28 protein-coding genes and 1 pseudogene are annotated in these 24,533 nt (G+C 62.9%); 17 read left to right on the top strand and 12 right to left on the bottom strand.

Annotation, left to right across the window (positions count from 1 at the left end):
* Nucleotides 1–25: 25 nt before the first annotated feature.
* Together NKI41_RS05820 and NKI41_RS05815 are read right to left on the bottom strand one after the other, a co-directional pair.
* Entirely contained in the window at nucleotides 26–526 is a 501-nt protein-coding gene (locus NKI41_RS05820; protein ID WP_352614092.1) for a hypothetical protein, read from the bottom strand.
* Between the two features lie 11 nt (nucleotides 527–537).
* The gene (locus NKI41_RS05815) at nucleotides 538–1,263 is read right to left on the bottom strand and encodes a DUF2259 domain-containing protein (protein ID WP_352681907.1); all 726 of its coding nucleotides are present in this window, start codon (nucleotides 1,261–1,263) and stop codon (nucleotides 538–540) included.
* Between the two features lie 250 nt (nucleotides 1,264–1,513).
* On the opposite strand from NKI41_RS05815, the gene NKI41_RS05810 reads away from it, so the two are divergent.
* Nucleotides 1,514–1,768, top strand: a complete 255-nt coding sequence (locus NKI41_RS05810; protein WP_023674734.1) for a DUF2171 domain-containing protein — start codon at nucleotides 1,514–1,516, stop codon at nucleotides 1,766–1,768.
* A 46-nt stretch (nucleotides 1,769–1,814) separates the two neighbouring features.
* On the opposite strand, the gene NKI41_RS05805 is transcribed toward NKI41_RS05810, so the two are convergent.
* Together NKI41_RS05805 and NKI41_RS05800 are read right to left on the bottom strand one after the other, a co-directional pair.
* Complete coding sequence (locus NKI41_RS05805; protein ID WP_352474065.1) at nucleotides 1,815–2,834, bottom strand: P1 family peptidase; 1,020 nt, start codon at nucleotides 2,832–2,834, stop codon at nucleotides 1,815–1,817.
* Between the two features lie 14 nt (nucleotides 2,835–2,848).
* A complete protein-coding gene (locus NKI41_RS05800; RefSeq protein ID WP_352681905.1) occupies nucleotides 2,849–3,922 on the bottom strand; it encodes a branched-chain amino acid ABC transporter substrate-binding protein in 1,074 nt (357 codons plus the stop codon).
* A 180-nt stretch (nucleotides 3,923–4,102) separates the two neighbouring features.
* On the opposite strand from NKI41_RS05800, the gene NKI41_RS05795 reads away from it, so the two are divergent.
* The 6 genes and pseudogenes from NKI41_RS05795 to NKI41_RS05775 all read left to right on the top strand — a co-directional run bounded on the left by NKI41_RS05795 (nucleotide 4,103) and on the right by NKI41_RS05775 (nucleotide 8,431).
* Complete coding sequence (locus NKI41_RS05795) at nucleotides 4,103–4,597, top strand: flavin reductase (RefSeq protein ID WP_352457772.1); 495 nt, start codon at nucleotides 4,103–4,105, stop codon at nucleotides 4,595–4,597.
* Between the two features lie 33 nt (nucleotides 4,598–4,630).
* Nucleotides 4,631–4,739, top strand: a pseudogene (locus NKI41_RS33270) (AAA family ATPase); the annotation flags it as partial.
* A gap of 85 nt (nucleotides 4,740–4,824) precedes the next feature.
* Nucleotides 4,825–5,163: an XdhC family protein gene (locus tag NKI41_RS05790; protein WP_352474017.1), complete on the top strand. Its 339-nt coding sequence runs from the start codon at nucleotides 4,825–4,827 to the stop codon at nucleotides 5,161–5,163.
* A gap of 6 nt (nucleotides 5,164–5,169) precedes the next feature.
* A complete protein-coding gene (locus tag NKI41_RS05785) occupies nucleotides 5,170–5,874 on the top strand; it encodes an XdhC family protein (RefSeq protein ID WP_352474019.1) in 705 nt (234 codons plus the stop codon).
* A complete protein-coding gene (locus tag NKI41_RS05780) occupies nucleotides 5,871–7,481 on the top strand; it encodes an NTP transferase domain-containing protein (RefSeq protein WP_352681902.1) in 1,611 nt (536 codons plus the stop codon). Before NKI41_RS05785 ends, NKI41_RS05780 begins: the two co-directional genes overlap by 4 nt.
* A 92-nt stretch (nucleotides 7,482–7,573) precedes the next feature.
* Entirely contained in the window at nucleotides 7,574–8,431 is an 858-nt protein-coding gene (locus NKI41_RS05775) for an alpha/beta hydrolase (RefSeq protein ID WP_352681901.1), read from the top strand.
* On the opposite strand, the gene NKI41_RS05770 is transcribed toward NKI41_RS05775, so the two are convergent.
* Nucleotides 8,428–9,465: a DUF1176 domain-containing protein gene (locus tag NKI41_RS05770; RefSeq protein WP_352681899.1), complete on the bottom strand. Its 1,038-nt coding sequence runs from the start codon at nucleotides 9,463–9,465 to the stop codon at nucleotides 8,428–8,430. The genes NKI41_RS05775 and NKI41_RS05770 overlap by 4 nt on opposite strands.
* A 123-nt stretch (nucleotides 9,466–9,588) precedes the next feature.
* Here NKI41_RS05770 and NKI41_RS05765 point away from each other — a divergent pair, with 123 nt between their 5' ends.
* Nucleotides 9,589–10,095: a DUF1993 domain-containing protein gene (locus tag NKI41_RS05765; RefSeq protein ID WP_352681897.1), complete on the top strand. Its 507-nt coding sequence runs from the start codon at nucleotides 9,589–9,591 to the stop codon at nucleotides 10,093–10,095.
* Nucleotides 10,096–10,140: 45 nt separating this feature from the next.
* Here NKI41_RS05765 and NKI41_RS05760 read toward each other — a convergent pair whose 3' ends face one another.
* Nucleotides 10,141–10,305, bottom strand: coding sequence for a hypothetical protein (locus tag NKI41_RS05760; protein ID WP_023674744.1), 165 nt, complete (start codon nucleotides 10,303–10,305; stop codon nucleotides 10,141–10,143).
* A gap of 384 nt (nucleotides 10,306–10,689) precedes the next feature.
* On the opposite strand from NKI41_RS05760, the gene NKI41_RS05755 reads away from it, so the two are divergent.
* Both NKI41_RS05755 and NKI41_RS05750 read left to right on the top strand, forming a co-directional pair.
* Nucleotides 10,690–11,757, top strand: a complete 1,068-nt coding sequence (locus NKI41_RS05755; RefSeq protein WP_352681895.1) for an aldo/keto reductase — start codon at nucleotides 10,690–10,692, stop codon at nucleotides 11,755–11,757.
* A 48-nt stretch (nucleotides 11,758–11,805) separates the two neighbouring features.
* Nucleotides 11,806–13,071 (top strand): cysteine desulfurase-like protein, encoded by a 1,266-nt coding sequence (locus NKI41_RS05750; protein ID WP_352681893.1) that lies wholly within the window; start codon nucleotides 11,806–11,808, stop codon nucleotides 13,069–13,071.
* Nucleotides 13,072–13,089: 18 nt separating this feature from the next.
* Here the strand turns inward: NKI41_RS05750 and NKI41_RS05745 are convergent, their stop codons facing one another.
* From NKI41_RS05745 to NKI41_RS05725, 5 genes are read right to left on the bottom strand one after another with little or no spacing between them, the layout of a single operon-like run.
* The gene (locus NKI41_RS05745) at nucleotides 13,090–14,121 is read right to left on the bottom strand and encodes a histone deacetylase family protein (protein ID WP_352474026.1); all 1,032 of its coding nucleotides are present in this window, start codon (nucleotides 14,119–14,121) and stop codon (nucleotides 13,090–13,092) included.
* Nucleotides 14,118–14,630, bottom strand: a complete 513-nt coding sequence (locus NKI41_RS05740) for a GNAT family N-acetyltransferase (RefSeq protein ID WP_352681891.1) — start codon at nucleotides 14,628–14,630, stop codon at nucleotides 14,118–14,120. Before NKI41_RS05740 ends, NKI41_RS05745 begins: the two co-directional genes overlap by 4 nt.
* A 9-nt stretch (nucleotides 14,631–14,639) precedes the next feature.
* Nucleotides 14,640–15,569: a 3,5-dioxohexanoate:acetyl-CoA acetone transferase gene (gene kce / locus NKI41_RS05735; protein WP_352681890.1), complete on the bottom strand. Its 930-nt coding sequence runs from the start codon at nucleotides 15,567–15,569 to the stop codon at nucleotides 14,640–14,642.
* A 10-nt stretch (nucleotides 15,570–15,579) separates the two neighbouring features.
* Nucleotides 15,580–16,947 carry an aminotransferase family protein gene (locus tag NKI41_RS05730; protein ID WP_352681888.1) on the bottom strand — a complete coding sequence of 456 codons (1,368 nt, stop codon included), beginning with the start codon at nucleotides 16,945–16,947 and terminating at the stop codon, nucleotides 15,580–15,582.
* Between the two features lies 1 nt (nucleotide 16,948).
* Complete coding sequence (locus NKI41_RS05725) at nucleotides 16,949–18,589, bottom strand: N,N-dimethylformamidase beta subunit family domain-containing protein (protein ID WP_352681886.1); 1,641 nt, start codon at nucleotides 18,587–18,589, stop codon at nucleotides 16,949–16,951.
* Nucleotides 18,590–18,744: 155 nt separating this feature from the next.
* Between NKI41_RS05725 and NKI41_RS05720 the strand changes: the two genes are divergently transcribed.
* The 5 genes from NKI41_RS05720 to NKI41_RS05700 all read left to right on the top strand — a co-directional run bounded on the left by NKI41_RS05720 (nucleotide 18,745) and on the right by NKI41_RS05700 (nucleotide 21,504).
* Nucleotides 18,745–18,993, top strand: coding sequence for a ParB N-terminal domain-containing protein (locus NKI41_RS05720; RefSeq protein WP_023674751.1), 249 nt, complete (start codon nucleotides 18,745–18,747; stop codon nucleotides 18,991–18,993).
* Nucleotides 18,994–19,114: 121 nt separating this feature from the next.
* Nucleotides 19,115–19,600, top strand: a complete 486-nt coding sequence (locus tag NKI41_RS05715; RefSeq protein ID WP_352541415.1) for an SRPBCC family protein — start codon at nucleotides 19,115–19,117, stop codon at nucleotides 19,598–19,600.
* Between the two features lie 24 nt (nucleotides 19,601–19,624).
* Nucleotides 19,625–20,581: an alpha/beta fold hydrolase gene (locus NKI41_RS05710; RefSeq protein ID WP_352681885.1), complete on the top strand. Its 957-nt coding sequence runs from the start codon at nucleotides 19,625–19,627 to the stop codon at nucleotides 20,579–20,581.
* A gap of 193 nt (nucleotides 20,582–20,774) precedes the next feature.
* On the top strand, nucleotides 20,775–21,173 hold the full coding sequence (locus tag NKI41_RS05705) for a GFA family protein (RefSeq protein ID WP_352681884.1): 399 nt from the start codon (nucleotides 20,775–20,777) through the stop codon (nucleotides 21,171–21,173).
* Nucleotides 21,174–21,291: 118 nt separating this feature from the next.
* On the top strand, nucleotides 21,292–21,504 hold the full coding sequence (locus NKI41_RS05700; protein WP_352474035.1) for a hypothetical protein: 213 nt from the start codon (nucleotides 21,292–21,294) through the stop codon (nucleotides 21,502–21,504).
* Nucleotides 21,505–21,517: 13 nt separating this feature from the next.
* Here NKI41_RS05700 and NKI41_RS05695 read toward each other — a convergent pair whose 3' ends face one another.
* A complete protein-coding gene (locus tag NKI41_RS05695) occupies nucleotides 21,518–22,432 on the bottom strand; it encodes a hypothetical protein (RefSeq protein WP_352681882.1) in 915 nt (304 codons plus the stop codon).
* Between the two features lie 259 nt (nucleotides 22,433–22,691).
* On the opposite strand from NKI41_RS05695, the gene NKI41_RS05690 reads away from it, so the two are divergent.
* Both NKI41_RS05690 and NKI41_RS05685 read left to right on the top strand, forming a co-directional pair.
* Entirely contained in the window at nucleotides 22,692–23,711 is a 1,020-nt protein-coding gene (locus tag NKI41_RS05690) for a GH25 family lysozyme (RefSeq protein ID WP_352681880.1), read from the top strand.
* A gap of 232 nt (nucleotides 23,712–23,943) precedes the next feature.
* Entirely contained in the window at nucleotides 23,944–24,315 is a 372-nt protein-coding gene (locus NKI41_RS05685) for an endonuclease domain-containing protein (protein ID WP_352467292.1), read from the top strand.
* The last annotated feature ends 218 nt before the right edge of the window (nucleotides 24,316–24,533 follow it).

Below are 24,533 nucleotides of genomic sequence, written 5' to 3'. Positions count from 1 at the left end.
GTCCTAACAGAGGCAGGCAAAATGCTCAACGTTGCTGGCGCGCAAACCAGACACTGGCGACAGCGAGTGCAACGAAACCGAGCGGAAAATACAGCCGGATGCCGAGGACGACGAACTGGTAAAGCGCCGTCAACATCGTGAACACGAACTGGAAAACCCAGGTGATGGTGAGCGCGGGTGCATGCCATTGGACATAGTAGGAGCGGTATTGCAGCCCAAAGAGGCCGCCGGTGAAGGTAATTGTCGCGGCGAGAAGGCAGACGAAGGCGGCGGCGAGGGCGATTTCCCAGTGGCGTCCGAGCGAGACGAGCCGCGCCAGAAACAGCCCAACCGGGAAGGCCAGCGCGCCGCCGGCAGCATAAAGCAGCGAGACGAAGCGGACCTTTGCCGGGGTCTCCCAATCGTACTGCAGCAGATTGAGCAGCGCGCTGGCGCCCATCGCTGCCGCCCACAGCAAGGCACCGGCAAATGCGGTGCGCAGCGACGGCAGAGCACGGCGGAGACGGCGCAGAGCGCGATAGCGCATGGCGGGGAACGTCACAGGCGACCGGTTACCGCGATCCAGCGATAGTCCGGCCCTTCGAAGCCGTATTGGCGCACCGCGATCAGCACGGCATAGGCGCTGAGGCTATCCAGCGAAAATGTCTGAACCGCGCCGATCTGGTAGCCATTCGGACAGCCTCTGCTTTGCGGGATCGATTTGTCCTCGTGAATGATCCTCGTCTGGCCGCCATCCTTCGCCTCGATGCGCAGCAGGCGAAAGCCGTTGATCTCGCCCTGGCTCTGGCAGCGTTCGGTGTCATTCATGCCGATCTGGTCGAGCCGGAACTCGAGCGGATCGTCGACCGGCGAGAAGATCGGGCGCGGATTGACCACCATGCGGAAGGGATCGGCAGAAAGCTCGGTCACCGGGTTGAAGCCGGCGGTGATGCCGCGATTTGCCGTGAGTTCCGCCTGACTGATGATCGCTTCGCCCCTTTGCCGGGCCTGCAGCCGCGCTGCGGCCACCGTGGCATTCTCGTCGTCGAGCCGGACACGTATCGGCGAGCCCTTCAGGAAACTGTCGTCGGCCGTGTCGATATAATAGCGTGTCGCATAGGGAAATCCCGATCCATCCTGGACGCCGTATTCCTCGAAGGCAAAGACCCCGCCATCACTGCTGAAGCCGAGGATCTCAAGCTCGGCGACATCGCCTGCGAAGGCGGCGGCCAAAGTTGCAAGCGGGGCAAGCAGGCAGACTGCAAACAGGGCAAGATTTCGCATGGGGCTTTCCATTCCGACGGTCGACGCCCTCAAATTCCTATCACGATGCCGTCAAAAGATCGTGCTGACTGAAACACAAAGTCGATGCATCCAATCCGGCCGTCGTTTGTTTATTGTCGGCAACTTCACCGCATCGTGCCTTCCGAAAATCGGGATCGATTTTCGGAAGGCACAGTGCATTGATTCAAAATGTTTAGAGCCTCCTTTGCGCGTTCAAAGGGACGCGCGGCGCTCTAAGGGAGACCCCCCAATGACTGATGCAGCCAAGATTCGCGAACGTATGGAAGTGATCGGCGCCGACGGCGTCCATGTCGGTACCGTCGACAAGGTTGACGGAGATCGCATAAAGCTGACCAAGCGCGACAGCGGCGAGGGCGCTCACAGGGGCCATCACCACTTCATTCCTCTCAGCCTTGTCGCCGAGGTCGAGGGCCAGAAGGTGCGGCTGTCGGCAAACTCGGATGTTGCGGTCACGTTCGAGGAAGAAAAATCCGAACCCACCTGATCATAATCCAGTCTGATTACGGCTCACCCGAATGAGCGTTGCGCGTTCAGCGCGACGACCAGACCGGGAACAGATCGCCCTCGGCCGGCGTCGCGGCAAAGACGCCGCGGCTGATGGCGCGTGCCATCGTGGCGCCGGCCGCGGCGTAGAGATCGACGGCATCGTTGGGTGCGAGCTCAATGCCGCTCTTGCCCGTTGCCAGCGCGAAGACCAGATCGCCGTCTGCGGGCGTGTGTGTCGGCCAAATGGCACGGACAAAGCCGTCATGCGCCGATATCGCCAGACGTTTGGCGGCGGCCTTCGTGAGTACCGCATCGGTGGCGATTACGGCGATGGTCGTGTTGGCGCCGGTTTCCGCCTGTTCTGCCGCATGCTTGTCACGGAACTTCAGCAGGACCTTTCTGGCATCGTCAGGCATCGGGTGGGGATAGCCTAACCCGCCGAACTCGTCGCCGATCTCGAACGGCGCCGCCCAGAAATGGCGGGTCCCTGCGACCGTCACCGAGCCGGTCGGGTTGACGGCGGCGAGCGCGCCGATGGTGACGCCGCTGTCCAGCACTGTCGAGGCCGAGCCGAGCCCGCCCTTCAGGCCGGAACTCAAAGCCCCGCTACCTGCGCCTGCAGTGCCGAGCGCAAAGTCTATCGCAGCGGCTTGCGCGGCTTCGTAGCCAAGGTCACGGTAAGGCGGATACCGGCCCCAATCCTTGTCGCCGCCATTGCGCAGGTCGAACAGGATCGCCGCCGGCACGATCGGCACGCGAAAGCCGCCGACCTCGACGCCGATGCCCCTTTCACGCAGTGCCGCCTGCACCCCCGACGCGGCGTCGAGGCCAAAAGCAGACCCGCCCGAAAGCACCACGGCATGGATGGCGTGGATCGAATTGTGCGGCTCGAGCAGGTCGGTTTCGCGGGTGCCCGGCGCACCGCCCAGGATTTGCACGCCGGCCACGGCCGGTTCGTCGCAGATGACGGTGGTCACACCGGATTTCAGCTTGGCATTCGCCGCATTGCCGACACGCAGGCCGGCGACGTCGGTGATGAGATTGCGCGGACCCGTATGGAACATCCCTGTGCTGGACATCATTGGCTCTCCGCCGGCACGAAACGGCCGCCGTCGAAACGGAAGGCTCGATAAGGATTTTGCGTCAGGTCACCTTTTTCGTCAAAGCGGATCGGTCCGATCGCCGTGGTGAAATCATGCGCGGTCAGCACGTCGGCCAGCCTCTCGCCGGAGCTTTGCGTCAATGCTGAAGCCGACTTGGCGATCTCGACCGCGGCATAGGCGGGCAGCGTGTAACCTTCCGGCACGATGTTTTGTCCGGCAAAGCTCTGCAGCACCTTGGGGTCGGCGACATCGGCCCATTCGGGCGGCGCGATCATCAGCGTGCCGACGGCATAAGGCATGTCGCCGAGCGGCGCGCGCAAAGCTTCGCCGCCGGCAAACACCATGCCGGTATTTAGCTGGCCAGCATCCCGGCCCATAATGGCGACATCATCGCCGTCGCCGCCGGCAAAGACATGCGTTGCGCCGGCTTTCCTAAGTCGGCCGATCAGGCCGATCTGGTTATCGAGCTGCGGCCGGAACGTGTCGACGAAAACCGGCTTCAGCGCCGCTTGCTCGGCGGCTGCCCGAAATGTCTCGGCCATTTCGCGGCCATAGATCGTACCGTCGTCGACGATGGCGAACAGCTCGGTCTGCCATAGGCGGGTGAGGATGGCAGCGACGGCATTGCGCTCGTCGTCGCCGCGCGGCCCGAGACGATAGATCGGCCATCCGGTCTTGGCGCGCCGGTCGGTCAGGCTTTCCGTGCGAACGCCGACTGTGATCACCGGTATGCCGGCATCCTTGAGGATCGGCAGAGCCGCCTCGATTGCGTCGGTGCACAAAAACCCGATGACGACGTTGACCTTGGCCGCGGTGAATTCCCGCGCGGCGGCGGCGCCACCGTCGGCCGTGCAGGCGTCATCGATCGTCCTGATCTCGGTACCGTCAGCTTCAGCCGCCATTGTCGCGCCGGCCTCGATCTGTTTGCCGAGGATTGCCGACGGCCCCGACAAAGGTGCCGCGACGCCGACCCGCAGCGTCTCGGCGCTCGCACTACCGGCGACCGAGAGCCAGGCCAGCACCGCTATTGTGGTTGTCCAACGTCGCATGCGAGCGAAGAATTCCTCCGCGCCGATCGCGTGTTCTGCCGGCGCCAATGCCGTCAAGACCTAAAGGCTGGCCAGCTTTGGCGCAACACGCGAATTCGGGATATAGGTCAAGCACTTCGCTTGTGGCCTGCAATATCCCCCCATATATAACGGTTGGTTCTGACTAGTGGAAAATCATCGGTGCTGAAGAAGAATGACATCGGGCCGCAGGCCTACCGCGACGCGATGGCCCATTTTGCTGGCCATGTGCATGTGGTCACCACCGATGGCCCTGCCGGCAGGCGCGGCGCGACGGTGATCGCGGCCTGCTCGGTGTCGGACACGCCGCCAACCATCCTGGTTTGCCTCAATCGTGAAAATCCCAAGAACGAGCCGTTCGTGGAAAACGGCAAATTTGCCCTGAACACGCTGGCTTCGGATCAGGAGCCGCTGTCGATCGGCTTTTCCGGCATTACCGGCCTGCCGGTCGAGGAGCGTTTCGCATTGGCCGAATGGGATGTGATCTCGACCGGTGCGCCGACGCTGAAGGGTGCGCTCGCCGTCTTCGACTGCGAACTCATCGACTCCAAGGATCTGGCCACCCACCGTGTGCTTTTTGGCAAGGTTACAGGTTTGCGCATCGGCGATAATTTGCGGCCGCTGATCTATCACAACCGCGGCTACCACGCTTTGTAGAGGCTTTCAGATGGCCGCGTCGGCGAAGACAGGATGACCGAGTTGAAAACCGCGTCCGGCGCCGCGGACGATCGACGAGACGCTCGATCTGTTGACCCGTGCGGATTATGTGGCGGACCGGTCGCTGGCAACCGTGCTGTTTTTTATGCGTTCGGTCGACGCGCGCCCGTGGATCGAGGCTGGCGTGAAGCGCGTCGCATAACCACATGTCTGCCAGGGAGAAAATCATGGAACGCAGTATCTATCTCGATGAGGCCCGCGACCCGCTGATCATCGCGGAGGGCTGGATGAAGGACGGCAAGGATGTCGCCATTGCCACCGTGGTCGAGACCTGGGGCTCGGCGCCGCGCCCGGTCGGCAGCCACCTGGTCATCGACGCCGAAGGCAATTTCCACGGCTCCGTCTCGGGCGGCTGCGTCGAAGGCGCCGTGGTCGCCGAGGCGGTCGATGTTATCGATAGCGGCAAGGCCAAAATGCTCGAATTCGGCGTCGCAGACGAGACCGCCTGGCAAGTCGGCCTGTCATGCGGCGGCCGCATCAAGGTCTATGTAGAAAGATTGGGTTGATCTCGAATGGATCCCTATGCGCTGAAGACACTCAACGCCGAACGCCGCGCCCGCCGCGCGGCAATCCTGGTCACCGATCTCGGCGACGGCCGCGACCGTGTCGTGCGCGAGGGCGACCGGGTAGCCGGCGAACTCGGGGCGGCCGTCGCCAAGGCATTTCGCACGGGCAATTCCGGTTCGGTCGAAGCTGAGGGACGGACCTTCTTCCTCAACGCACATCTGCCGCAGCCTCGCCTGGTGGTCATCGGCGCCGTCCACATCAGCCAGGCGCTGGCACCGATGGCCAGGATCGCCGGCTATCCTGTCGAGATCATCGATCCGCGAACGGCCTTTGCCACGCCCGATCGTTTTCCCGATATCGCGCTGCATGCCGAATGGCCAGAGGATGTGCTGACGCGTCAGCCGCTCGATAGCTATACGGCGCTGGCTGCTCTCACCCACGATCCGAAGATCGACGATTTCGCGCTGAAGGCGGCGCTCGACGCCGGCTGCTTTTATGTCGGCGCGCTCGGCAGCCGCAAGACCCACGCCAAACGTGTGGAACGCCTGCTGGCTTCGGGAGCGACCGCCGACCAGATCGCCCGCATTCATGCCCCGATCGGCCTCGACATTGGGGCTGCCAGCCCGGCCGAGATCGCCGTCGCGGTGTTGGCGCAAGCGATCCACGCCTTTCGCTCCCGCGGCCTCGAATCCAAAGGCGCGGTCGCGTGAAATTTGGTCCCGTTGCGATCGATACGGCCGAAGGGGCAGTGCTTGCGCACGCCACCACGGTCGGAGAGCGCCGCTTCCGCAAGGCGCACAGGCTAAGCGCCGGGGATGTGTCCCTGTTGAAGGCCGCTGGCATTTCCGAAGTCGTAGCGGCGGTGTTGGCGCCCGACGATCTCAGCGAGGACCTCGCTGCCGAAAAGATCGGCGCATCCATGATCCATCGCAACATCGAGGCGAAGCCCGCCGCGACCGGCAGGGTCAACCTCCACGCGCAGGCTGCCGGCATGTTCACCGTCGACGCGGCGATGATCAACGCCATCAACGCCGTCGATCCGACGATCACCATCGCCACGCTCGCGCAGCATGCGCCGGTCGAAAAAAGTCAGATGGTAGCAACGGTGAAGATCATTCCGTTTGCGGTCGCCTCCGCTTTGGTCGATGCCGTGGCAAGGATCTGCGCCGGCGGCGAGATATTTGCGGTCAACGCCTATCAGCCGGTGCGCGTCGGCGTCATCCAGACGGTGCTGCCCGGCATCAAACCCAGCGTGCTCGACAAGACGCTGCGCGTCACCGAAGCACGCCTGGCGCGTTCGGGCGGCCGGCTGACGGCGGAGCGTCGAACGCCGCATGAAATTATCCCCGTCGCCGAGGCTACGGCCTCGCTGATCCGCGACAACGATATGGTGGTGATCTTCGGCGCTTCGGCGATGGCCGATTTCGGCGACGTCGTTCCTGCTGCGATCGAAAGGGCGGGCGGCACTGTCATCCGCGCCGGTATGCCGGTCGATCCCGGCAATCTACTGGTGCTCGGCACACTCGGCGGCAAGCGCATCATCGGTGCGCCGGGCTGCGCCCGCAGTCCCAAGGAGAACGGCTTCGACTGGGTGCTCGACCGGCTGATCGCCGGTCTCGACGTGACCGCCAGGGATATTGCCGGCATGGGTGTCGGCGGGCTGTTGATGGAAATTCCGACGCGGCCGCAACCGCGCGAGCCGTTGCCGGCCAAAGCCGAACCAAAGATCGAGATCGTGCTTCTGGCCGCCGGCCGCTCCAGCCGCATGGGCGGGCCGAACAAGCTCTTGGCACTGTTCGATGGCGAGCCCCTGGTCCGCCGCACCGCCGAACGCGCGGTCGGTTCGAAAGCCGCGGCCACCATCGTCGTCACCGGCCACCAGAGCGAGCGCGTGCGCAGTGCACTGTCTGGCCTCGATGTGACCCTCGCCGACAATCCGGATTTCGCCGAGGGTCTGTCTTCGTCGCTGAAGGCCGGCATCGCCAAGATTTCCGGCGACGCCGCCGGCGCCATGATTGTCCTCGGCGATATGCCCGGCGTCGCCTCGGCCGACCTCGACAGGCTGATCGAGGCGTTCCGCAGGTCCGAAGGCCGATCAGTGGTGCGGGCCTCGCACGATGGGCGGCGCGGCAATCCGGTGCTGCTGCCGCGTTCGCTGTTTGCCGCGATCGCTCACCTCGAAGGCGATACCGGCGCCCGCCATCTGGTCGAGGCCGAAGGGCTCGACGTCATCGATGTCGAGATCGGCGAAGGGGCAGCCGTCGACGTCGACACGCGCGAGGCGCTGGAAGGCGCCGGCGGCGTGCTGCAGGATTGACAAACCGAAGCCGAAAAACGCATGGCTGAGGGATGGCCTTTCGTTCCTGCTTCCGGTTCCGCTTGCCTCCCTTCGGCCTCCCGGCCCTGCTGATGGCGATTCTTTTGTCGCTCTCTTGTGCCGGCTACGCCAACGCTCTCGAACTCAAACCCTTCAAGGACGATCTGTTCGCCTATCCGGCCACACTTTCGTCCGAGAGCAACGGCGCCTATACGGTCATCGATTATCGTGAGCTGCGCGACATCAACGCCCGCGACGAAGTGCCTGAGCGTCGTGTGCACGCGCAATACACCGAACCCGGCGTGCGCAAGGTGCAGCAGGATCTGTTGCTGAAGACCGACGCAGGCGATGTCCGCCACATTGCCGTCGGCAAGACCGGGCGCGCCAGCATCATCGTGCTTTATCTGCACGGGCAGGGCGGCAGCCGTAAGCAGGGCACCGACGACTTCACCTTCGGCGGCAATTTCAACCGTATCAAGAACCTGATGGCCGGCAATGGCGGCCTCTACCTGTCGCCGGATTTTTCCGATTTCGGCGACACCGGTGCCACCCAGATCGCCGCGCTGATCAACCACTATGCCGAACAATCGCCGCGCGCAAAAATCTTCGTCGCCTGCGGCTCGATGGGCGGCGCGTTGTGCTGGAAGCTGGCCGCCCGCAAGGACACCGGCGGGCGCATCGACGGGCTGCTGCTGCTCGGCTCGCTATGGGACGAGAGTTTCTTCTCAAGCCCCGCCTTCAAGCGCCGTGTGCCGGTCTTCTTCGGCCAGGGCAGCAAGGACCCGGTGTTTCCAATCGAGAAACAGGAAGCCTTCTTCCGCTCCATCCTGGCCAAATCGAAAACTTATCCGACCCGCTTCGTCCGCTTCGAGACTGGCACGCACGGCACGCCGATCCGCATGACCGACTGGCGCGGCACGCTCAACTGGATGTTATCGAAGGCTCCCTAAGGCGCGGTATTGTAGTCGACGACCGTCTGCGGATTTTCCTCGCCGTCATAAGACGCGTCGACATCGTACTGGACCAGGGAAAAATCGCCGTTGCGAAACAGATAGGTCCCTGATGAAGAGGCATCGCCGATGCCACGCCATTTGTTGAAGCTGGTGATCGTCTTGGTCTCTTCGTCGTAATCGGAATTAGTTGCCCAGCCGGAGGTCTGGAAGCCAACTATGGTCATGCCCAGCAATTTGCCGTCGCTGTCATTGTTCTCGTAGCGGATGTCCATCTCAGGTTCGGCGAACTGCAATTGTCTCACGCCAAGCACGTCGTCGCTCATGTAATAGATCGAGTTTTCGTTGTAGGCCGCGGCCGAGCAGGCGAAATGGAAAAGCCGGGTTTCGCTTTCGGGATCACTGGCAGACGCATCCTTGCCCTTATAGTGGATCGAGAAAATGTCCGGCTCCTGCGCCAAAAGATCCTTGTCACACTGGTCGCCATAAGTCGCGGCAAACGCCTTTTTGGCTTGCTCAAGCGCTGCGTCCTTCTTCGTCGGCGGCCGTCCTTCGCCGCAGCTTGCCGGCACGGCATCCTCGAAATCGGCCTTTGAGGGTTTCAGCGCACCCTTATCGATGAAGATCGAGCGAAATGGCGGTTCCTGGATCGAGGCGTTGATCTGGCGCAGCGTATAGCAGCCGGCAAAGACATTTTCGCTGCCGTCCTTGGCCGTCGCCCGGATGGCGACCGGAACGCTATAGTAGATGCTGCCGGCAGCCCCGTCTTCGGATACGCCACCGGTTTTGACTTCGACCGTGTCCGTGCTGTCATAGCCTTTGACGAAGGAATTGAAATCCTTGGCCGGCTTGGTGTCGCCGAAATAATCCCAGGCGCGCGCGAATTCGTGCCGGCTGATGGCATTATAAAGTGACCGGATGACCGCTTCGGCATTCGACCTGTCGTCGATATAAGGCGCGTCTGCGGCGAGCGCCGATTGGCCGGCAATGGCAAGAGACACAAAAGCGGTCGCTGCAAAAAGGGCGCGTCTCATCGGGAACCTCCACTCGATGAAAAATCCTATCATATCGATTGCGGCGACGTGGTGACGCTTGAACAATCGCCTGCGAAGGCGCTACCTCTCGCCCTCGGCAGTCGGGCCGCGTGGAGATTTCTTGTGACCATATCAATGTATGAAGCATCCGTGCCGGTATTTTCGGCGAGGCTGAAGGCACTAGCCAATGTGCTGAACATTGCCGAGCAAAATGCGGCTGATCGCAAGATCGATCCGCAGGTGTATCTGACGGCGAGGTTGGCGCCGGACATGTTTGCCCTGACCAGGCAGGTACAGATTGCCACCGATCACGCCAAAGGCGCCCCGTCACGGCTTGCGGGACGCGAGGTGCCAAAATACGAGGACAATGAGGCGAACTTCGCTGATCTGCAGGCCCGCCTTACCAAGACGCTCGACTATCTCGCGACATTTTCGGCGGCCGAATTCGATGGTTCAGATGACAGGATAGTCGAACTGCGGCTTGCGGGACGCGAGGTTTCGATGCCGGGGATGCAGTATCTGCTGCATGCCGCCATGCCCAATTTCTATTTCCACCTGACCACCGCCTACAACATCCTGCGCCACAACGGCGTGCCATTGGGCAAGTCGATCTTCCTCGGATCGCGTTGAGATCCGCTCGGGAGATATCCGCCACGGCGGATATCTCACGGTTGTTTAGCGCAGGGACATTTCCCGGGCGATGCGCGGGAAATCGGCCGGCTTGACGCCGATATCGGCGCGATCGGCATTGCTCATCGAATGGAGCAGCGCCAGCGCCGCTCGATAGCGCAGCTGTTCCCGCGGACGCGGACGAGCGAACATTTCAGTGAAGAATCCCATGATTCAAGCCCCTTATTGAACCTCCAAGGCGGTCAATATAAGCAGATCATGACGATTGTGCAGTGCAGCATTCGCATGGCAGCCATGCTGCCCTGATCTTTTTTGACATAATTCGGCTGGTCCGGCGAAACTTCTGCGGCGCTTTGACCGTAGGCGTCTATGCCGGCACTTGGCCGGTTTTTTCCTCGCCATTCCTGGCGAACTTCCGGACTGCATGAAAATGCAGTCCGGCTTTTTATTAGCCGCAGGGATAAACCCTGTCCGCCGGCGTCCCGGGAAAGTCGTCTGACCTTCCATCCGTGGGCTTGGAAGCGGGCGACGCTTTCCTGTATGCTATTGCTTCCTCCTCGCGCAGCCGCGCAAAATTCCCGCCGGAGAAACTCCATGCACAAACGCCGTCTCGGCCAGACCGATCTTTTCGTGTCGCAAATCTGCCTCGGATCGATGACCTGGGGCCAGCAGAACACCGAGGCGGACGGTCACGCCCAGATGGATCTGGCGTTTGCTCGCGGCGTCAATTTCATCGACACCGCCGAACTCTATCCGATCCCGCCCAAGGCGGAGACACAAGGCCGTACCGAGACATTCATCGGCAATTGGATGAAGGAGAAGCGCAATCGCGACCAGGTGATCATCGCCTCGAAGGTAGTTGGTCGCACCGCCAACACTTGGTTTCGGGGCGACCGCCCGTCTAAGCTGGTGCGCGCCGATATCTTCGACGCTATCGATAAGTCACTCGCCAGGCTCAACACCGATTACATAGACCTCTATCAGATCCATTGGCCGGAACGCGACGTGCCGTGGGGCGCCAATCCGAACCGCATCGGCACCGTACCGCGACGCTCCGATGCCGCCGGCGTGCCGGAAGGCGAGACGCCGATCGCCGAGACGCTTGCCGTATTTGATGAACTGGTGAAGGCCGGCAAGATCCGCCATTTCGGCCTGTCGAACGAGAATTCCTGGGGCGTCATGCGTTTCATCGCCGAAGCCGACAAGGGCCTCGGCCCGCGCGTCGCCTCGCTGCAGAACGCCTATAATTTCGTCAATCGCACCTTCGAGGTGAACCTTGCCGAAGTCTGCGAGCGCGAGCAGGTGTCGCTGCTTGCCTATTCGCCGCTGGCGCAAGGCTATTTGACCGGCAAATACGATCATGGCGCGCGGCCGCAGGGCTCGCGCTCGCAGTTGTTCAACCGCGGCCAGCGCTACGAGACTCCGAATGCTGCCGACGTGCAGCTCGAATACAACCGGTTGGCGCGCACCTTCGGCATGGAGCCGGCGCTGTTTGCCAATGCCTATGTCTCGAACCGGCCCTTGGTCACCTCGAACATCATCGGCGCCACCACCATTTCGCAACTCGAAATGGCGCTCTCTTCCGCCGACGTGGTCTGGACCGAGGACATGCAGAAAGCCGTTGATGCGATCCACCAGCGCGTCGGCAATCCGTGCCCTTGATGCGTCGGGACGCGGTTGTCCGATCGTCATAAGGAGAGGGGAACAGCCATGGACTTCCGGATCGACGCGGTGCGCGCGAAATTTCCGGCCTTGTCGCTGACCGACAAGGGCCGCCGGCGCATCTATCTCGACAATCCTGCCGGCACGCAGGTGCCGCAGTCGGTGGCGGACGCAGTATCGCGTTGCTTGCTGACCACGAATGCCAACCTCGGCGGCTTCTTCGACACCACCGTTGCAGCACAAGGCATCGGGGACGAGGCCCATCTGGCGATGGCGGATTTTCTCGGCGCTGCGAGCCCGCAGGAAATTATCATCGGTGCCAACATGACGACATTGACCTACCACATGTCGCGAACGCTCGGCCGCACGATGAAGCCCGGGGACGAGATCATCCTCACCCGCATGGACCATGAGGGCAACGTCTCGCCTTGGCTGCAACTGGCAGAAGACCTTGGCCTTGTCGTGCGCTGGCTGCCCTTCGACCAGCAGAGCTGGCAGATCGAAGAGGCGGCGCTCGCCGCGCTGCTTTCCGAGAGGACGCGGCTCGTCGCGCTCAACTACGCCAGCAATCTCACCGGGTCGATCAACCGGGTGAAGGCGTTGACCGGCATCGCCAGGCGGGCTGGTGCGTTGGTCTACGTCGATGCCGTCCAGTTCGCGCCGCATGGCCTGATCGACGTCCAAAACCTCGGCTGCGATTTCCTGATCTGCTCGGCTTACAAGTTCTTCGGCCCGCATATGGGGATTTTGTGGGGCAGGCTGGACGTTATCGATGCGCTTAAGCCGTATAAATGCCGTTGCTCGTCCAATGCCTTGCCGGAGCGCTTCGAGCTCGGCACGCCGCAGATTGAATTGATGGCCGGCCTGTCGGCAGCTGTCGATTATTTTGCCGAGTTGGGCGCGGCAGCCGGCGCGCAAGGATCGCGTCGGCTGAAAATCGCCAAGGCCTTCGAAGTTTCAATCGCTTACGAGAACCCGCTGACGCGACAACTGATCGATGGCTTGTCGGATATTGCCGGCCTGACCATCCACGGCATCACCGATCCGAAGCGGATCAATGAGCGCGTGCCGACGGTGTCGTTCACCGTCGAGGGCATCGTGCCGGAGACGATCGTGCGGCAGATGAATGCGGAAAACATCTTCCTGTGGTCCGGCCACAACTACGCCTGGGAGATCGTCCACCAGCTCGGCATTCCGGCCGAGCAGGGCGTGGTGCGCATCGGCATCGCTCATTACAACACTGCAGCCGAGATCGACGAGACGCTGGAGAGCGTGCACCGCGTTGTCGCCATGCTGCGGCAGGAACGATCCTGAGCGGCCCTCGCGGGCGGATCATCGCTTGTGGGTGCCGCCAAAACCGGTGAGGAAGGCGGTGAGATTGTCGCCGAGCTCGTCGCAGAGATAGCCGCCTTCCTGGACGATGACCGTTGGCAGGCCGAGCCCGGCGATCACCTCGCCAATGCGCGAAAAACCAGGCGTGCTCACCGACAGCCCGCCGAACGGATCACCTTCGAAGGCGTCTAGCCCCAGCGCCACCACAAGCGCATCGGGCGAGAAGGCCTTGATGCGCTGGAACGATGCCTCCAGCGCTTCGAGGAACGTTGTATCGCCGGATTTGCGCGGCAGCGGCAGGTTGAGATTGTAGCCGAGGCCGCGCCCTTCGCCGCGCTCGTCGCCATGGCCCCAGAAAAACGGGTAGAAGCGCACCGGGTCGGCATGCAGCGACACGGTGAGCACGTCCGGCCGGGCATAGAAGATGCCTTGCGTGCCGTTGCCGTGGTGGAGGTCGACATCGAGGATCGCCACCCGCGCCGCCTGTTTGCGCAGAACCTGTGCAGCGACGGCCGAATTGTTGACGAAGCAGAAGCCGCCGGCGACATCGGCAAAGGCGTGATGGCCGGGCGGCCGGCACAGCGCATAGGCGGCCGGCGCTCCAGACATCACCGCCTCGGCGGTTTCAACCGCGCTCCAGGCGCTCCAAAGCGCGCTCTGCCACGTCTCGCCGGAGATCGGGCAGGCGGTGTCGGCCATGTGATAGCCGGCTTGGCCGACCGCCGAGGCCGGATAGGAGCCGTTCCGCGCGATCGGATGGATATTGGGGATGACCTCGGCCGAGGCGCCCTCGATGCGCTGCCAGCGCGCGAAGATGTGCTGGAGAAAATCGAGATATTCCGGCGTATGCACCGCCGCAATCGGGCTGAGTCCGTGATCCCGCGGCCGTTCGATCGTGCAGCCGGCAGCCTTTGCGCCGGCCAACAATCGCTCGACCCGTTCCGGCCTTTCCGGATTGGGCTGCGGCGCGCCGCTCGAGAGGAACGCCTTCGGGTCATGGCGCTTCTGTTCTTCGGCATAGAAGGCTTTCATGTTGGCTCCTCCGGTGCATCGGCAAAGGCGAAAAAGGCGTCGCCGACGATCTTCTGCACCTGCTCGTAGCTGGACCAGGCAATGCCCAATCGTTCGTAAAAAGCCTTGGCGGTCTCGTTGTCGGTATCGACGGACAGCCTGAGATAGGCGCCGCCGCTCTTCCGGCATTGCGCCGCGACTCGGCGCAGCAGGCGTTCACCGATCCTGCGGCCACGAAAACGGTCCTCGACATAGAGGTCCTGCACATAGACGCCGGGCCGTCCCATCCATGTCGAGAAGATCGGGAAATTCAGGCAAAGCCCGGCAAATTCGCCACCGATTTCGGCAATCAGGGTCGAGAAGGCAGGCTTTTCGCCAAAGCCATAGGTGCGGAGATCCTGAGCTGTCGAGGTGATCTCCTGATGTGCGCCGACATGCGCGCCGAGCCGCAGGAGCGCGGCGTGGATGGTTTCGACGTCCTCGACGGTCCCGGGCCGGATGACAATGTCTCTTGACGGTGGGTTGGTCACGGTCGCATCTCAGAACGCCACGCGGTCGCCGCCCTTGAGCGCCAGCATCTGCCGCGCCTCGGCCGGCGTCGCGACGTCCAGCGACAATCCGTCGAGCACGCCGCGGATGCGGCGCACCTGGTCGGCATTGGACTTGGCGAGCTGGCGCCCGTCGTAGAGGCTGTCCTCCAGCCCGACGCGGACATTGCCGCCCATCGCCGCCGCAATCGAGATCATCGGCATCTGGTGGCGTCCGGCGGCCAGCACCGAAAACCGGTAGCTGTCGCCGAACAGTTTGTCGGCGATGCGCTTCATATGGATCAGGTTTTCTGGATCGGCGCCGATGCCGCCAAGAATGCCCAAAACAAACTGGATGAATAAAGGTCCAGACACCAGTCCACGATCGCGAAAATGCGCCAGCGAATAGAGATGGCCGACATCGTAGCACTCGAATTCGAAGCGCGTGCCGCAACCACGCCCGAGCTTCTCGAGCACCGTCTCCATGTCGGCAAAGGTGTTCTTGAAGATCGTGTCACGGGTAGCCTCGAGCAGCTTCGGCTCCCATTCGTGCTGCCATTCTCGCGGCCGCTCGAGCATCGGGAATAGCGCAAAATTCATCGAACCCATATTGAGCGAACACATTTCCGGCTCGGCCCTGAGCGGCGCGGCCAGCCGCTGGTCGAGCGTCATCAGCGACGATCCGCCGGTGGTGATGTTGATCACCGCGTCGGTCGCCTGCTTGATGCGCGGCAGGAACTGCATGAACACCTCGGGGTCGGCGGTCGGCCGCCCATCCCTAGGGTCGCGGGCATGAAGATGCAGGATCGAAGCGCCGGCCTCGGCGGCGGCGATCGCGTCTGCGGCGATCTGGTCCGGCGTCACGGGCAGATGCGGCGACATCGACGGGGTGTGTACCGACCCGGTGACGGCGCAGGTGATGATGACTTTTCGCGACGCCATGGTTCGCCTCTCAGCCTTCGACCGGCAGGTCGAGCTCGCCGGCCAGCACCTCGAGCGAGTCGCCGATGATGGATATGATCTCGCCGATCTGCGCGGCGGTGACGATCATCGGCGGCGCGACCATGAAATTGTCGCCGTCGACGCCGCCCTTGACCTTGCGTCCGTAGATGATCAGGCCGCGCTCATAGGCGAGGTCGAGCAGCCGCTGGGTGGCCTTCTTTGCAGGCTCGATCGGCCTCAGAGTGTCGGGATCCGCAAGCATCTCGGCACCGGTGAGCAGGCCCTTGCCACGGACGTCGGCGATGAATGGAAACCGCTTCGCCAATCGCTTCAACTCGTCCATCAAAAGCTCGCCCATGTCAGCCGCATTGGCGATCAGGCCGAGACGGTCCATTTCGCCGAGTACGGCGAGCCCGGCGGCGCAGGCGAGCGGGTTGCCGGCGTAGGTGTGGCCGTGCTGAAAGCCGCCCGACGCGAGCAATGGCTGCACCAGCCGCATCGGTGCCGCCAGCGCGCCGAGCGGCGCGTAGCCAGAGCCCAGCCCCTTCGACAGCGCGACGATGTCGGGCTTGCAGTTCCAGTGGTCGCCGCCGAGGAATTTTCCGGTGCGGCCGGCACCGCTCATCACTTCGTCATGGATGAGCAGGATGCCGTAGCGATCGCAGGTCTCGCGGATGCGCGGATAGTAGCTGTCCGGCGCCACCAGTGCTGCCGTGGCAGCGCCGCCGACTGGCTCCATGATGAAGGCGAGCACGCTCTGCGGTCCCTCGGCGAGGATCTTTTCCTCCAGCATGTCGGCGTAGCGGATGCCGCGCTGTTCCATCGAAAGATTGTCGCGGTCGCGCCAGGCGATGGGCGCCGGCACGGTCGGCATCATCTGCATCATCGGCACAAATGTTTCGGACAGCGCATCGTCGCCGGTAACGGCGAGCGCGCCGAGCGTGCCGCCATGGTAGGAGGGAAAGCGCGAGATCACCTTCCAACGGCTGGGCTGGCCGGTGGCGACCGCCCATTGCCGCGCCAGCTTGATGCAGGATTCGGTCGCTTCCGAGCCGCCGGAGACAAAGAAGATGCGGTCCATGCCTTCAGGGAGTTTGGCGGCCAGCTGCCGCGCGAGCTCCTCGGCCGGTTCGTTCTCGAAATGCAGGCGGTAGGCGAAGGTGGCGCGGTCCATCTGCCTTTTCATCGCGTCGAGCACGTTGCGATTGGAGTGGCCGATATTGGCAACCATCGGACCGCTCGATCCGTCGATGAAGCGGCGGCCATCCTGCGTCCACATGTAGATGCCTTCGGCGCGGTCGATCATCGGCCGGCGCAGGCTGGATAGATAAAACAGATGCGAGGCTTCGCGAGTTTCCGGGGCAGGAGACTTCAACATGTCATGGCTTTCCAAGATAGCGGTCAAGGACATTTCTGGTGACGCGCTCGACAATCGCATCCTGCCTTAGCAGGCCGGCAACCCATTCGCAGCTTCCGGCGTGAAACACCTCGCCTTTGCCGCGCGGGAAATTGACGATCATGCCGTTGCCGCGTTTGACCTTGTCGAGGTTGGCATCGCTTGCCTCGCCGAACAGCGTCTCGGCGGTGAAGCGTCCGTCCTCGTCGCCGAGAAACTGGTCCTCGAACGCAATGTCGGCGCTTTCCTCGACCTGGCTCGCCATGCCGACCGCGAGCACCTGCAGGCCGTCCGGCGCACCGCTAGTGGTCGTGGGGTAGGGCAGGCCGCCGCGGATCTCGAAATCGAGCCCGTCGACCTCGTAGCCATAGACATGGCTGTCGGCGCCGAGCAGATCGCCATAGTAGATGCCGGTGCCGGCAAACGCCCAATGCTCCGGCCGGTAGACCGGAAAGCCGCGTACGCCGCGCGGCGCGCAGCCGCCCCAGCCGGCATAGACGCCTCTTGTCGCGTTGAGACCGAAGGTCGCGGCACCCGGCCGGCCGATTTCCGGCGCTTCCCAGGAATTGGTGGCGCGCCTTATATCGCCGCCGCGATAGGCCGGGTCTTCGGCGCGAGCGCGGTATTTGTAGCAGACCTGCCGGCGGCCTTCGTCCTCCAGCCTGGTCTGCCACATGAAATTGCCGGCAAAGCGCGCCGCATGACCGCCGCGCTCGACATAGGTGTCGACCGCATCGCGCATTTCCCAGGTCCAATATTCGTCGTGGCCGACCAGGACGACGCAGTCATAGCCGTCGAGAATGTCGGGCGAAAAATGCAGATCGTGCTGGCTGGCGAGATCGACGGCGTAGCCGGCACGCTCGGCGAAGCGGAAGAAATGGCTGTCGTAGCTTGCCCAGCCGGACGAGGCGTATTTCTTCGAATGGCCGGTAGCAAAGGCCCATTCCATGTGCGGATAGCGCGGCATGGTTTTTGGCGGCACGGCGACTTCGAGCGGCACGCGCGGCGCTTCCCTGGGCAGCACGACGAAGCCGCGGCACCACGGCCGTTGGGTCGACACCATTCGTGCATATTGGTCCCGGCCTGGCCCGGTGATGCCTTCGTAATGGTTGGAACCGCCCCACGTATTGTAGGCGAGCCAGGTGCCGGTGGCCGCCACCTGCAGCACACGGCCAGGCTTCTTGCCGGGCTGTGGCGCGACGATAAAAAGATGGTGGCAGCGGATCGGCTTGCCGTCCCGGCCATCTGCTGTCAGCGTCACGCGATAGGCGCCGGACGGCCAGTCGTCGCCGATGCGAAACTCGAACGACGCTTGCCAGCCGCAGCCTTCGACCGAACATTGGTCCGGCGTATCTTGCCAGCGCGCCGCGATTCCGGTCCCTTCGAACATTGTCGTTTCCGCGCCGCCGTCGCGGATGATCGCGATGCCGAAACTGACGGCCGTCGAACTGACATGCAGTGCCACCATCTCGCCAGGACGGTAGGAAAAACGGTCGCTGTAGCACCAGATTTCGCCGCGCCCGCCATCCATCCCCGGCCATTCCCAGTAATGGCTGCGCACCGCCTGGCCTCGCTGCTCCGGCGTCAGTCCAAAATCGGGAAACTCGGTCGGCAGGTGGTTCATGGAAACCGCTAAGGTCGAAGGCCGCCATTTCGGCCATCCGCCGGCCAAGCGTCAATTGGAAACGATCGGGCCAGCCATTGCCGGGCGCTCCCTTGGCGTTGCCGGACAAACAGACTATCTCACAAAACGCGGCCTTGTCCGCCACGGGAGCCGACATGCTGAGAGTGCAAAAGGTCAGGGTCAACGATATCTACGTGCCGACGGCGCGCAAAAAGACGCTGCATCCCGAGACCGTCCGCCATCTGGCCGAGGACATTCTGGAAAACGGCATGAAGATGCCGATCCAAGTGCGCCATGACGGCAAGCGCCATATCCTGGTCGAAGGGTTGCATCGGCTGGAAGCGGCCAAGTGGCTCGGCGAGACCGAGATCGACGCCTATCTGGTGCAAGCCAAGCGCCACTGAAGCCACTTATTTCCGTCGTTCGAATCTCCTGTCCCGCGGATTTTTTCGCGGGCCGTGTCGGCTTGCGTCGTGTCGGTTCGTCCTAGACACGGAAGCCAAAACCGACGTGTGAGGAAACACCATGACCACCAAGCTCGACATCGCCCCCAACTCCGACCGCGAGCTGGTTCTCGCGCGCATCATCGATGCGCCGCACGAGAACGTCTATCGCTGCTGGACCGAGCCAAAGCTGTTGACGCAATGGTTCTCGCCGAAGCCGTGGATGACGCCGCGCGCCGAATTGGATGTGCGGACCGGTGGCTCCACCCTTGTCGTCATGGCCGATCCCGACGGCAAGGAGTTCCCGAATCCAGGCATCTTCCTCGAAGTCGTACCGGGCAAAAAGCTCGTCTTCACCGATGCCTATACGAAGGCGTGGGAGCCGTCCGAAAAGCCGTTCATGACGGTCGTGCTGACCTTTGAGGACGAGGGCGAGGGTAAGACCCGCTACATTGCCCGCGTCGCGCATTGGTCGGTCGCCGACCGTGAACAGCACGAGAAAATGGGTTTTCACGAGGGCTGGGGCCAGTGCGCCGAACAGCTTGAGGAGGTCGCCAAGCGACTTTGATGCAAACGGGAGAGGGAGACTGACGTGTCCAGATCGGTATTTTTCGCCATATTCGCCTCGGCCGCCGCGCTATTTGCCGCGCCGGGCACCATCAACGCAGAGGAGGCCAAGCCCGCCATGACGACCGCAACCGCAACACTGCCGACGCCGGAAAAATCCGGCCTGCTGCCGATCAACGGCCTGAACTATTATTACGCCGTCTATGGCAAGGGCGAGCCGCTGCTTCTGCTGCATGGCGGTCTCGGCACGACCGACATGTTCGCGCCGATCCTGCCGAAGCTTACCGGGAACCGCACCGTGATCGGGGTCGACCTGCAGGGCCATGGCCGCACCGCGCTCGGCGACCGGCCGCTCAGCCTGGAGGCGATGGGCGACGACATGGCGGCGATCGTCAAGGCACTCGGCTACGCCAAGATCGACGTCATGGGTTATTCGCTGGGTGGCGGCGTCGCCTTCCGCATGGCCGTGCAGCATCCCGAAACGGTGCGCCGCCTGGTGCTGGTCTCGACCGGCTACGCCGCGGACGGCTTCTACGCCGAAATGCGTGGCCAGCAGGCACAAGTCGGCGCGGCGATGGCCGACATGATGACGGACACGCCGATGTACAAATCCTATGTCGCGGTCGCGCCGCATCCGGAGGATTTTCCGAAACTGCTCGACCAGCTCGGCGCCTATATGCGCAAGGACTACGACTATTCCGCCGACGTGCCGAAGCTGAAAATGCCGGTCATGCTGGTGTTCGGCGACAGCGACATGTACCGGCCCGAGCACGAGATCAAGTTCTACCAGATGCTTGGCGGCGGGTTGAAGGACGCCGGCTGGATGCGCGAGAACCTGTCGCAAAACCGCCTGGCGATCCTGCCGAACCGCACCCACTACGACGTGTTCTTCGCGCCGGAACTGACAGCTGCCACGCTGCCGTTCCTCAATGGCGAGACCAAGGTCAAGACCTGGGATGAGGTCGTCAACGAAACGAACTGACGCCCAGTCAATTGTCTGCCGGCCGTCTCCTGCGCGATGGCCGGTTTTCATCTATGAGGCCTCGGCCGACGCATCGGGCCAATCGTGGATCGGCCGGGTCACAGCTTTAGATGGCGCCATCAAAGCTTTTCAATTGACGCTGCCACGCCTATCGATAGGTATCGCCTATCCTCGCAGGGAAGGGACACGGGCGATGGCAAGATATCAGGGCGGGTGTTTGTGCTGTGCGGTGCGCTACCGTGCCGAGGCGGCACCGATCAATGAGCGCGTCTGCCATTGCCGGCTCTGCCAGAAGGCACTGGGTGCCGCCTTCAATGCGCGCGTGCTGTTCCGCATCGATGATGTGACGGTCGACGGACCGCTGGCGACGGTGAATTCCTCGCCCGATCTCAAGCGCGGCTTTTGCCCGCGCTGCGGCACGACGATGTTTTCCCGGCGCGATTCCGCCGGCATTATCGGCATCACCACCGGCTCGCTCGATGATCCCTCGTTGTTCAGGCCTGAGATGCATATCTGGACCGCCTCGAAGCAGCCCTGGGTGCAGATCGACGACGGCCTGCCGCAGTTTGAAGGCGCGCCACCTCCGGCTTGAGGTGGAATCTGGACAAAATTTAATCCGAAGCGACACGAGATAGCCGGCAAAGCGTCATTGGCGGGCCATCATTGCTGCCTATCTATTGCGTGCGGGCGGCAGTCGAGGAGGCGACGGAATGAACGACAGCATCAACACCCTGGACGAGCTCTTGAGTGATCCGATGATCAAGCTGGTGATGGAGCGCGACCGCGTGCAGCCGGCAGAACTTCGTACGCTGCTCGAGGAAAAAGTCCGCCGGGCGGACGATGATGTGGCGGTCAACGATCGTTTTGTACCGCCGGCCCACCTGATGGCCACGACCTCCCACAAGCTGTGGCTGTGCGGCTAGGGTCTTGAAACGGTCAGCCGGAATTTGCCGGCAAATAGCTGTAATGGCTGCGGAAATAAGCGAGCCTGAAGCCGAGGCGCGCATAGTTGCGATACGCCGGCCCGTCGCGTTCGGCGCGCGGCGCCTCGATGTCGGCCACGAACAGTTTTGCACCGGCCGCAAGTCCGTCGCGCACCATCGCTTCGCCGAGCATTGCATCGAGGTCGAAGCTCGGCGCCATGATGCCGGGCACCGGCGCGTCGATGCCGCTCCAGGCCATGCCGTCGGCACCGATGAACATCGAGCGCACCGCCGCCACCGCGCCGTCCCGCCGCAGCATGTAATGATGCCAGCCGCGTCGGCCGGCCAGCGCCAGCAACCACGGTGAGGTCGGCAACCGATATTGGCTGTCGATGAACCCAGCCCATTCCCTTCCCGTTGCCGGCGTCACCCGCTCGACCGAGACATTCTTCTTCGGGAAAAGCGGCTCCGTTGGCAATGGCGCGGCGTCGCGAAAGATGCGTTCCCACCCGCCCTGACGCTGCAAGCCGCGCGCCTCGAGCCAGCAGCTGAGCGTCGCCGGCTCGGTATGTGGATTGGTGTAGAACCAGGGCCTCAGAATACCGGCCTCGCGATAATGCGCCAGAAGCGCGTCAAGCCGGCTCTCGGTGGCTGCGCTATCGACACCGAAATTCTTGACGCAGTTGAAATGGATGAACGGGATCGTCGTGCAGGTGGTCCAGACGAGATCGCCATCTTCGGCGATGGCAAGGCCTTGCCTTGCGGCAAAGTCTGCCGGGGCGGCGCGATAGAGGTCGAGCCAGGCATCGACCTCGGCGCGTTCGATGGTGCGGCTGAGATCGCCAGATATCTCGTCGATCCCGATGGCGGGCGAGTGTGGCTCGGGCGGGGCTACGGGCTGCAATTCTGACAAGGCGGCGGGCTGCATGACTTCCTCCCAAGTATGGCCTTACACCGTAAGATTAGTGGAGACTAATCTCATGCCGTGAGTTGTCAAGCGGGATTGCGAGGCAGCCACGTGGCCGAACGCTGGGGGATAGCGCACCTCCGTCCGGGCCAACGTCCCGATGCAAAGCCCTAACAATTCGATTCAAACTTTGTTGGTAGTTTCTTGTTAGGAATCCAGCTTGGTTTGTCCGGCGGCGTTGTCCTGCCTTCGGTCTGTTGTGTTTTGCGTACAGGTCCAGATGCGGTTATCAGGCGTCGTCATCTTTTCGATCGCAGCGCTGTGCCTTGCCGGCTGCACATCGACATCCGGCGTCGATGCGCTGCAAGTGCCGTCCAGCGAGACGACCAGCTCGGTTGTGCGGCCGCCCGCGCCGGTGGCATCTGCTGCGAAAACTGATGCTGCGCCCGCCTTCGCGGAACAGGAGCAGGACGAACAGCCGGTCGTCATGGCGGAGCCCGACCAAAGCGTCGAACCGCCGGCCGAGGTCATCGCGCTGATGTCGCCGCCGAAGCGGCTGACCCGCGCAGCACCGGCGATGCTTGCCGAGCCGGTCACGCGCTATGGTTTTCGCGACGCCAAGCCGATCAATTTCGGTAAGTCCTCCTCGCCGAGGCGCCTCGCCGTCCACGGCGTCGACGTTTCGCGCTGGCAGGGCAATGTGAACTGGCAAAAGCTGCGCGCCCAGGGCGCCAACTTCGCCTATATCAAGGCGACCGACGGCGGCGATCATCTCGACCCGATGTTTACCAGGAACTGGCGTAGTGCCGAAGCCGCCGGCCTCAAGCGCGGCGCGTACCACTTCTTCTATTGGTGCCGCACCGCCGGCGAGCAGGCCGACTGGTTCATCCGCAATGTGCCGAGGGTCGAGGGCGCGCTGCCGCCGGTGATCGACGTCGAGTGGAACGGCGAATCCAGCTGCAAGCGCCGCCCGTCGCGGCAAAAGGTGCTGGAGAAGATGCAGGTGTTCATGGACAAGCTCGAGCGCTACTACGGCCAGCGCCCGATCATCTACACCGCGCCCGACTTCTACCGTGACAATCTCAGGGGCGCCTTCCCCGATTATCCATTCTGGCTGCGCGCCGTGGCGGCGCACCCATCAAAGGTCTATCCCGACCGCAAATGGCTGTTCTGGCAATATTCCGGCTCCGGCCTGTCGCACGGGGTAAGGGGTCGCATAGACCTCAACGTCTTCCACGGCGATGAGAAGGCGTGGCGCGACTGGGTTGGTGGAAGGCAGATGGTGGCCGAGGCGGAGTAGCGCGGCAGCTTCTTCCTTCTCCCCATGTGGGAGAAGGTGGATTGGCGCGCAGCGCCAAGACGGTTGAGGGGTGTTGGACGGAGTGCGTCGGTGCCAAGCTGGAGCACCCCTCATCCGACCTCGCTTCGCGAGGCCACCTTCTCCCACAAGGGGAGAAGGGATAGCGCTCGGTTTTCCACACTTGGTCTCAAATTCCTTGGACGTCATGCCCAGATTGGATAACCCTCGTCCCATGCCGCACCAGCCCGTCGCGCCGACCAAGCGTCGTTTCGCCCGCTCTATGCGACGCGAGCCGACCGAGGCGGAAGACCGCCTGTGGCATGAGCTGCGCGGACGCAAGCTCGACAGCATCAAATTCCGGCGTCAGGTCCCGGTCGGCCGGTTCATCGCCGATTTCGTTTGCGCCGAGGGCAGGCTGATTGTCGAGATCGACGGCAGCCAGCACGCGGATTCGGGCTATGATCGGGAGCGGGATGCCGAATTGAAGGCGAGGGGCTTTCGCGTGCTGCGCTTCTGGAACGATGACGTGCTGCGGGATCTGAACGCCGTCTGCGATACCATCATCGCCTACGTACGGGACGAGAGTTTGCAGCCTTGGCGGTAGCGCGCTCGTCCCTTCTCCCCCTGTGGGAGAAGGTGGCTCGGCGCGGAGCGCCGAGACGGTTGAGGGGTGTTGGACGGAGCGCCGCCGGTGCCAAGCTGGAGCACCCCTCATCCGACCTCGCTTCGCGAGGCCACCTTCTCCCACAAGGAGGGCTTTGCATGAAGGGTGTGCTTAACCTGATTGGCCTACTGGGCGTCTTTTGAAGGCGTCTAAGGCCT

Source organism: Mesorhizobium sp. M0601, assembly GCF_040320845.1.
GTDB lineage: Bacteria > Pseudomonadota > Alphaproteobacteria > Rhizobiales > Rhizobiaceae > Mesorhizobium.
Note: the sequence above shows the minus strand (reverse complement) of the source record. Positions and strands in the feature narration are given on the sequence as shown.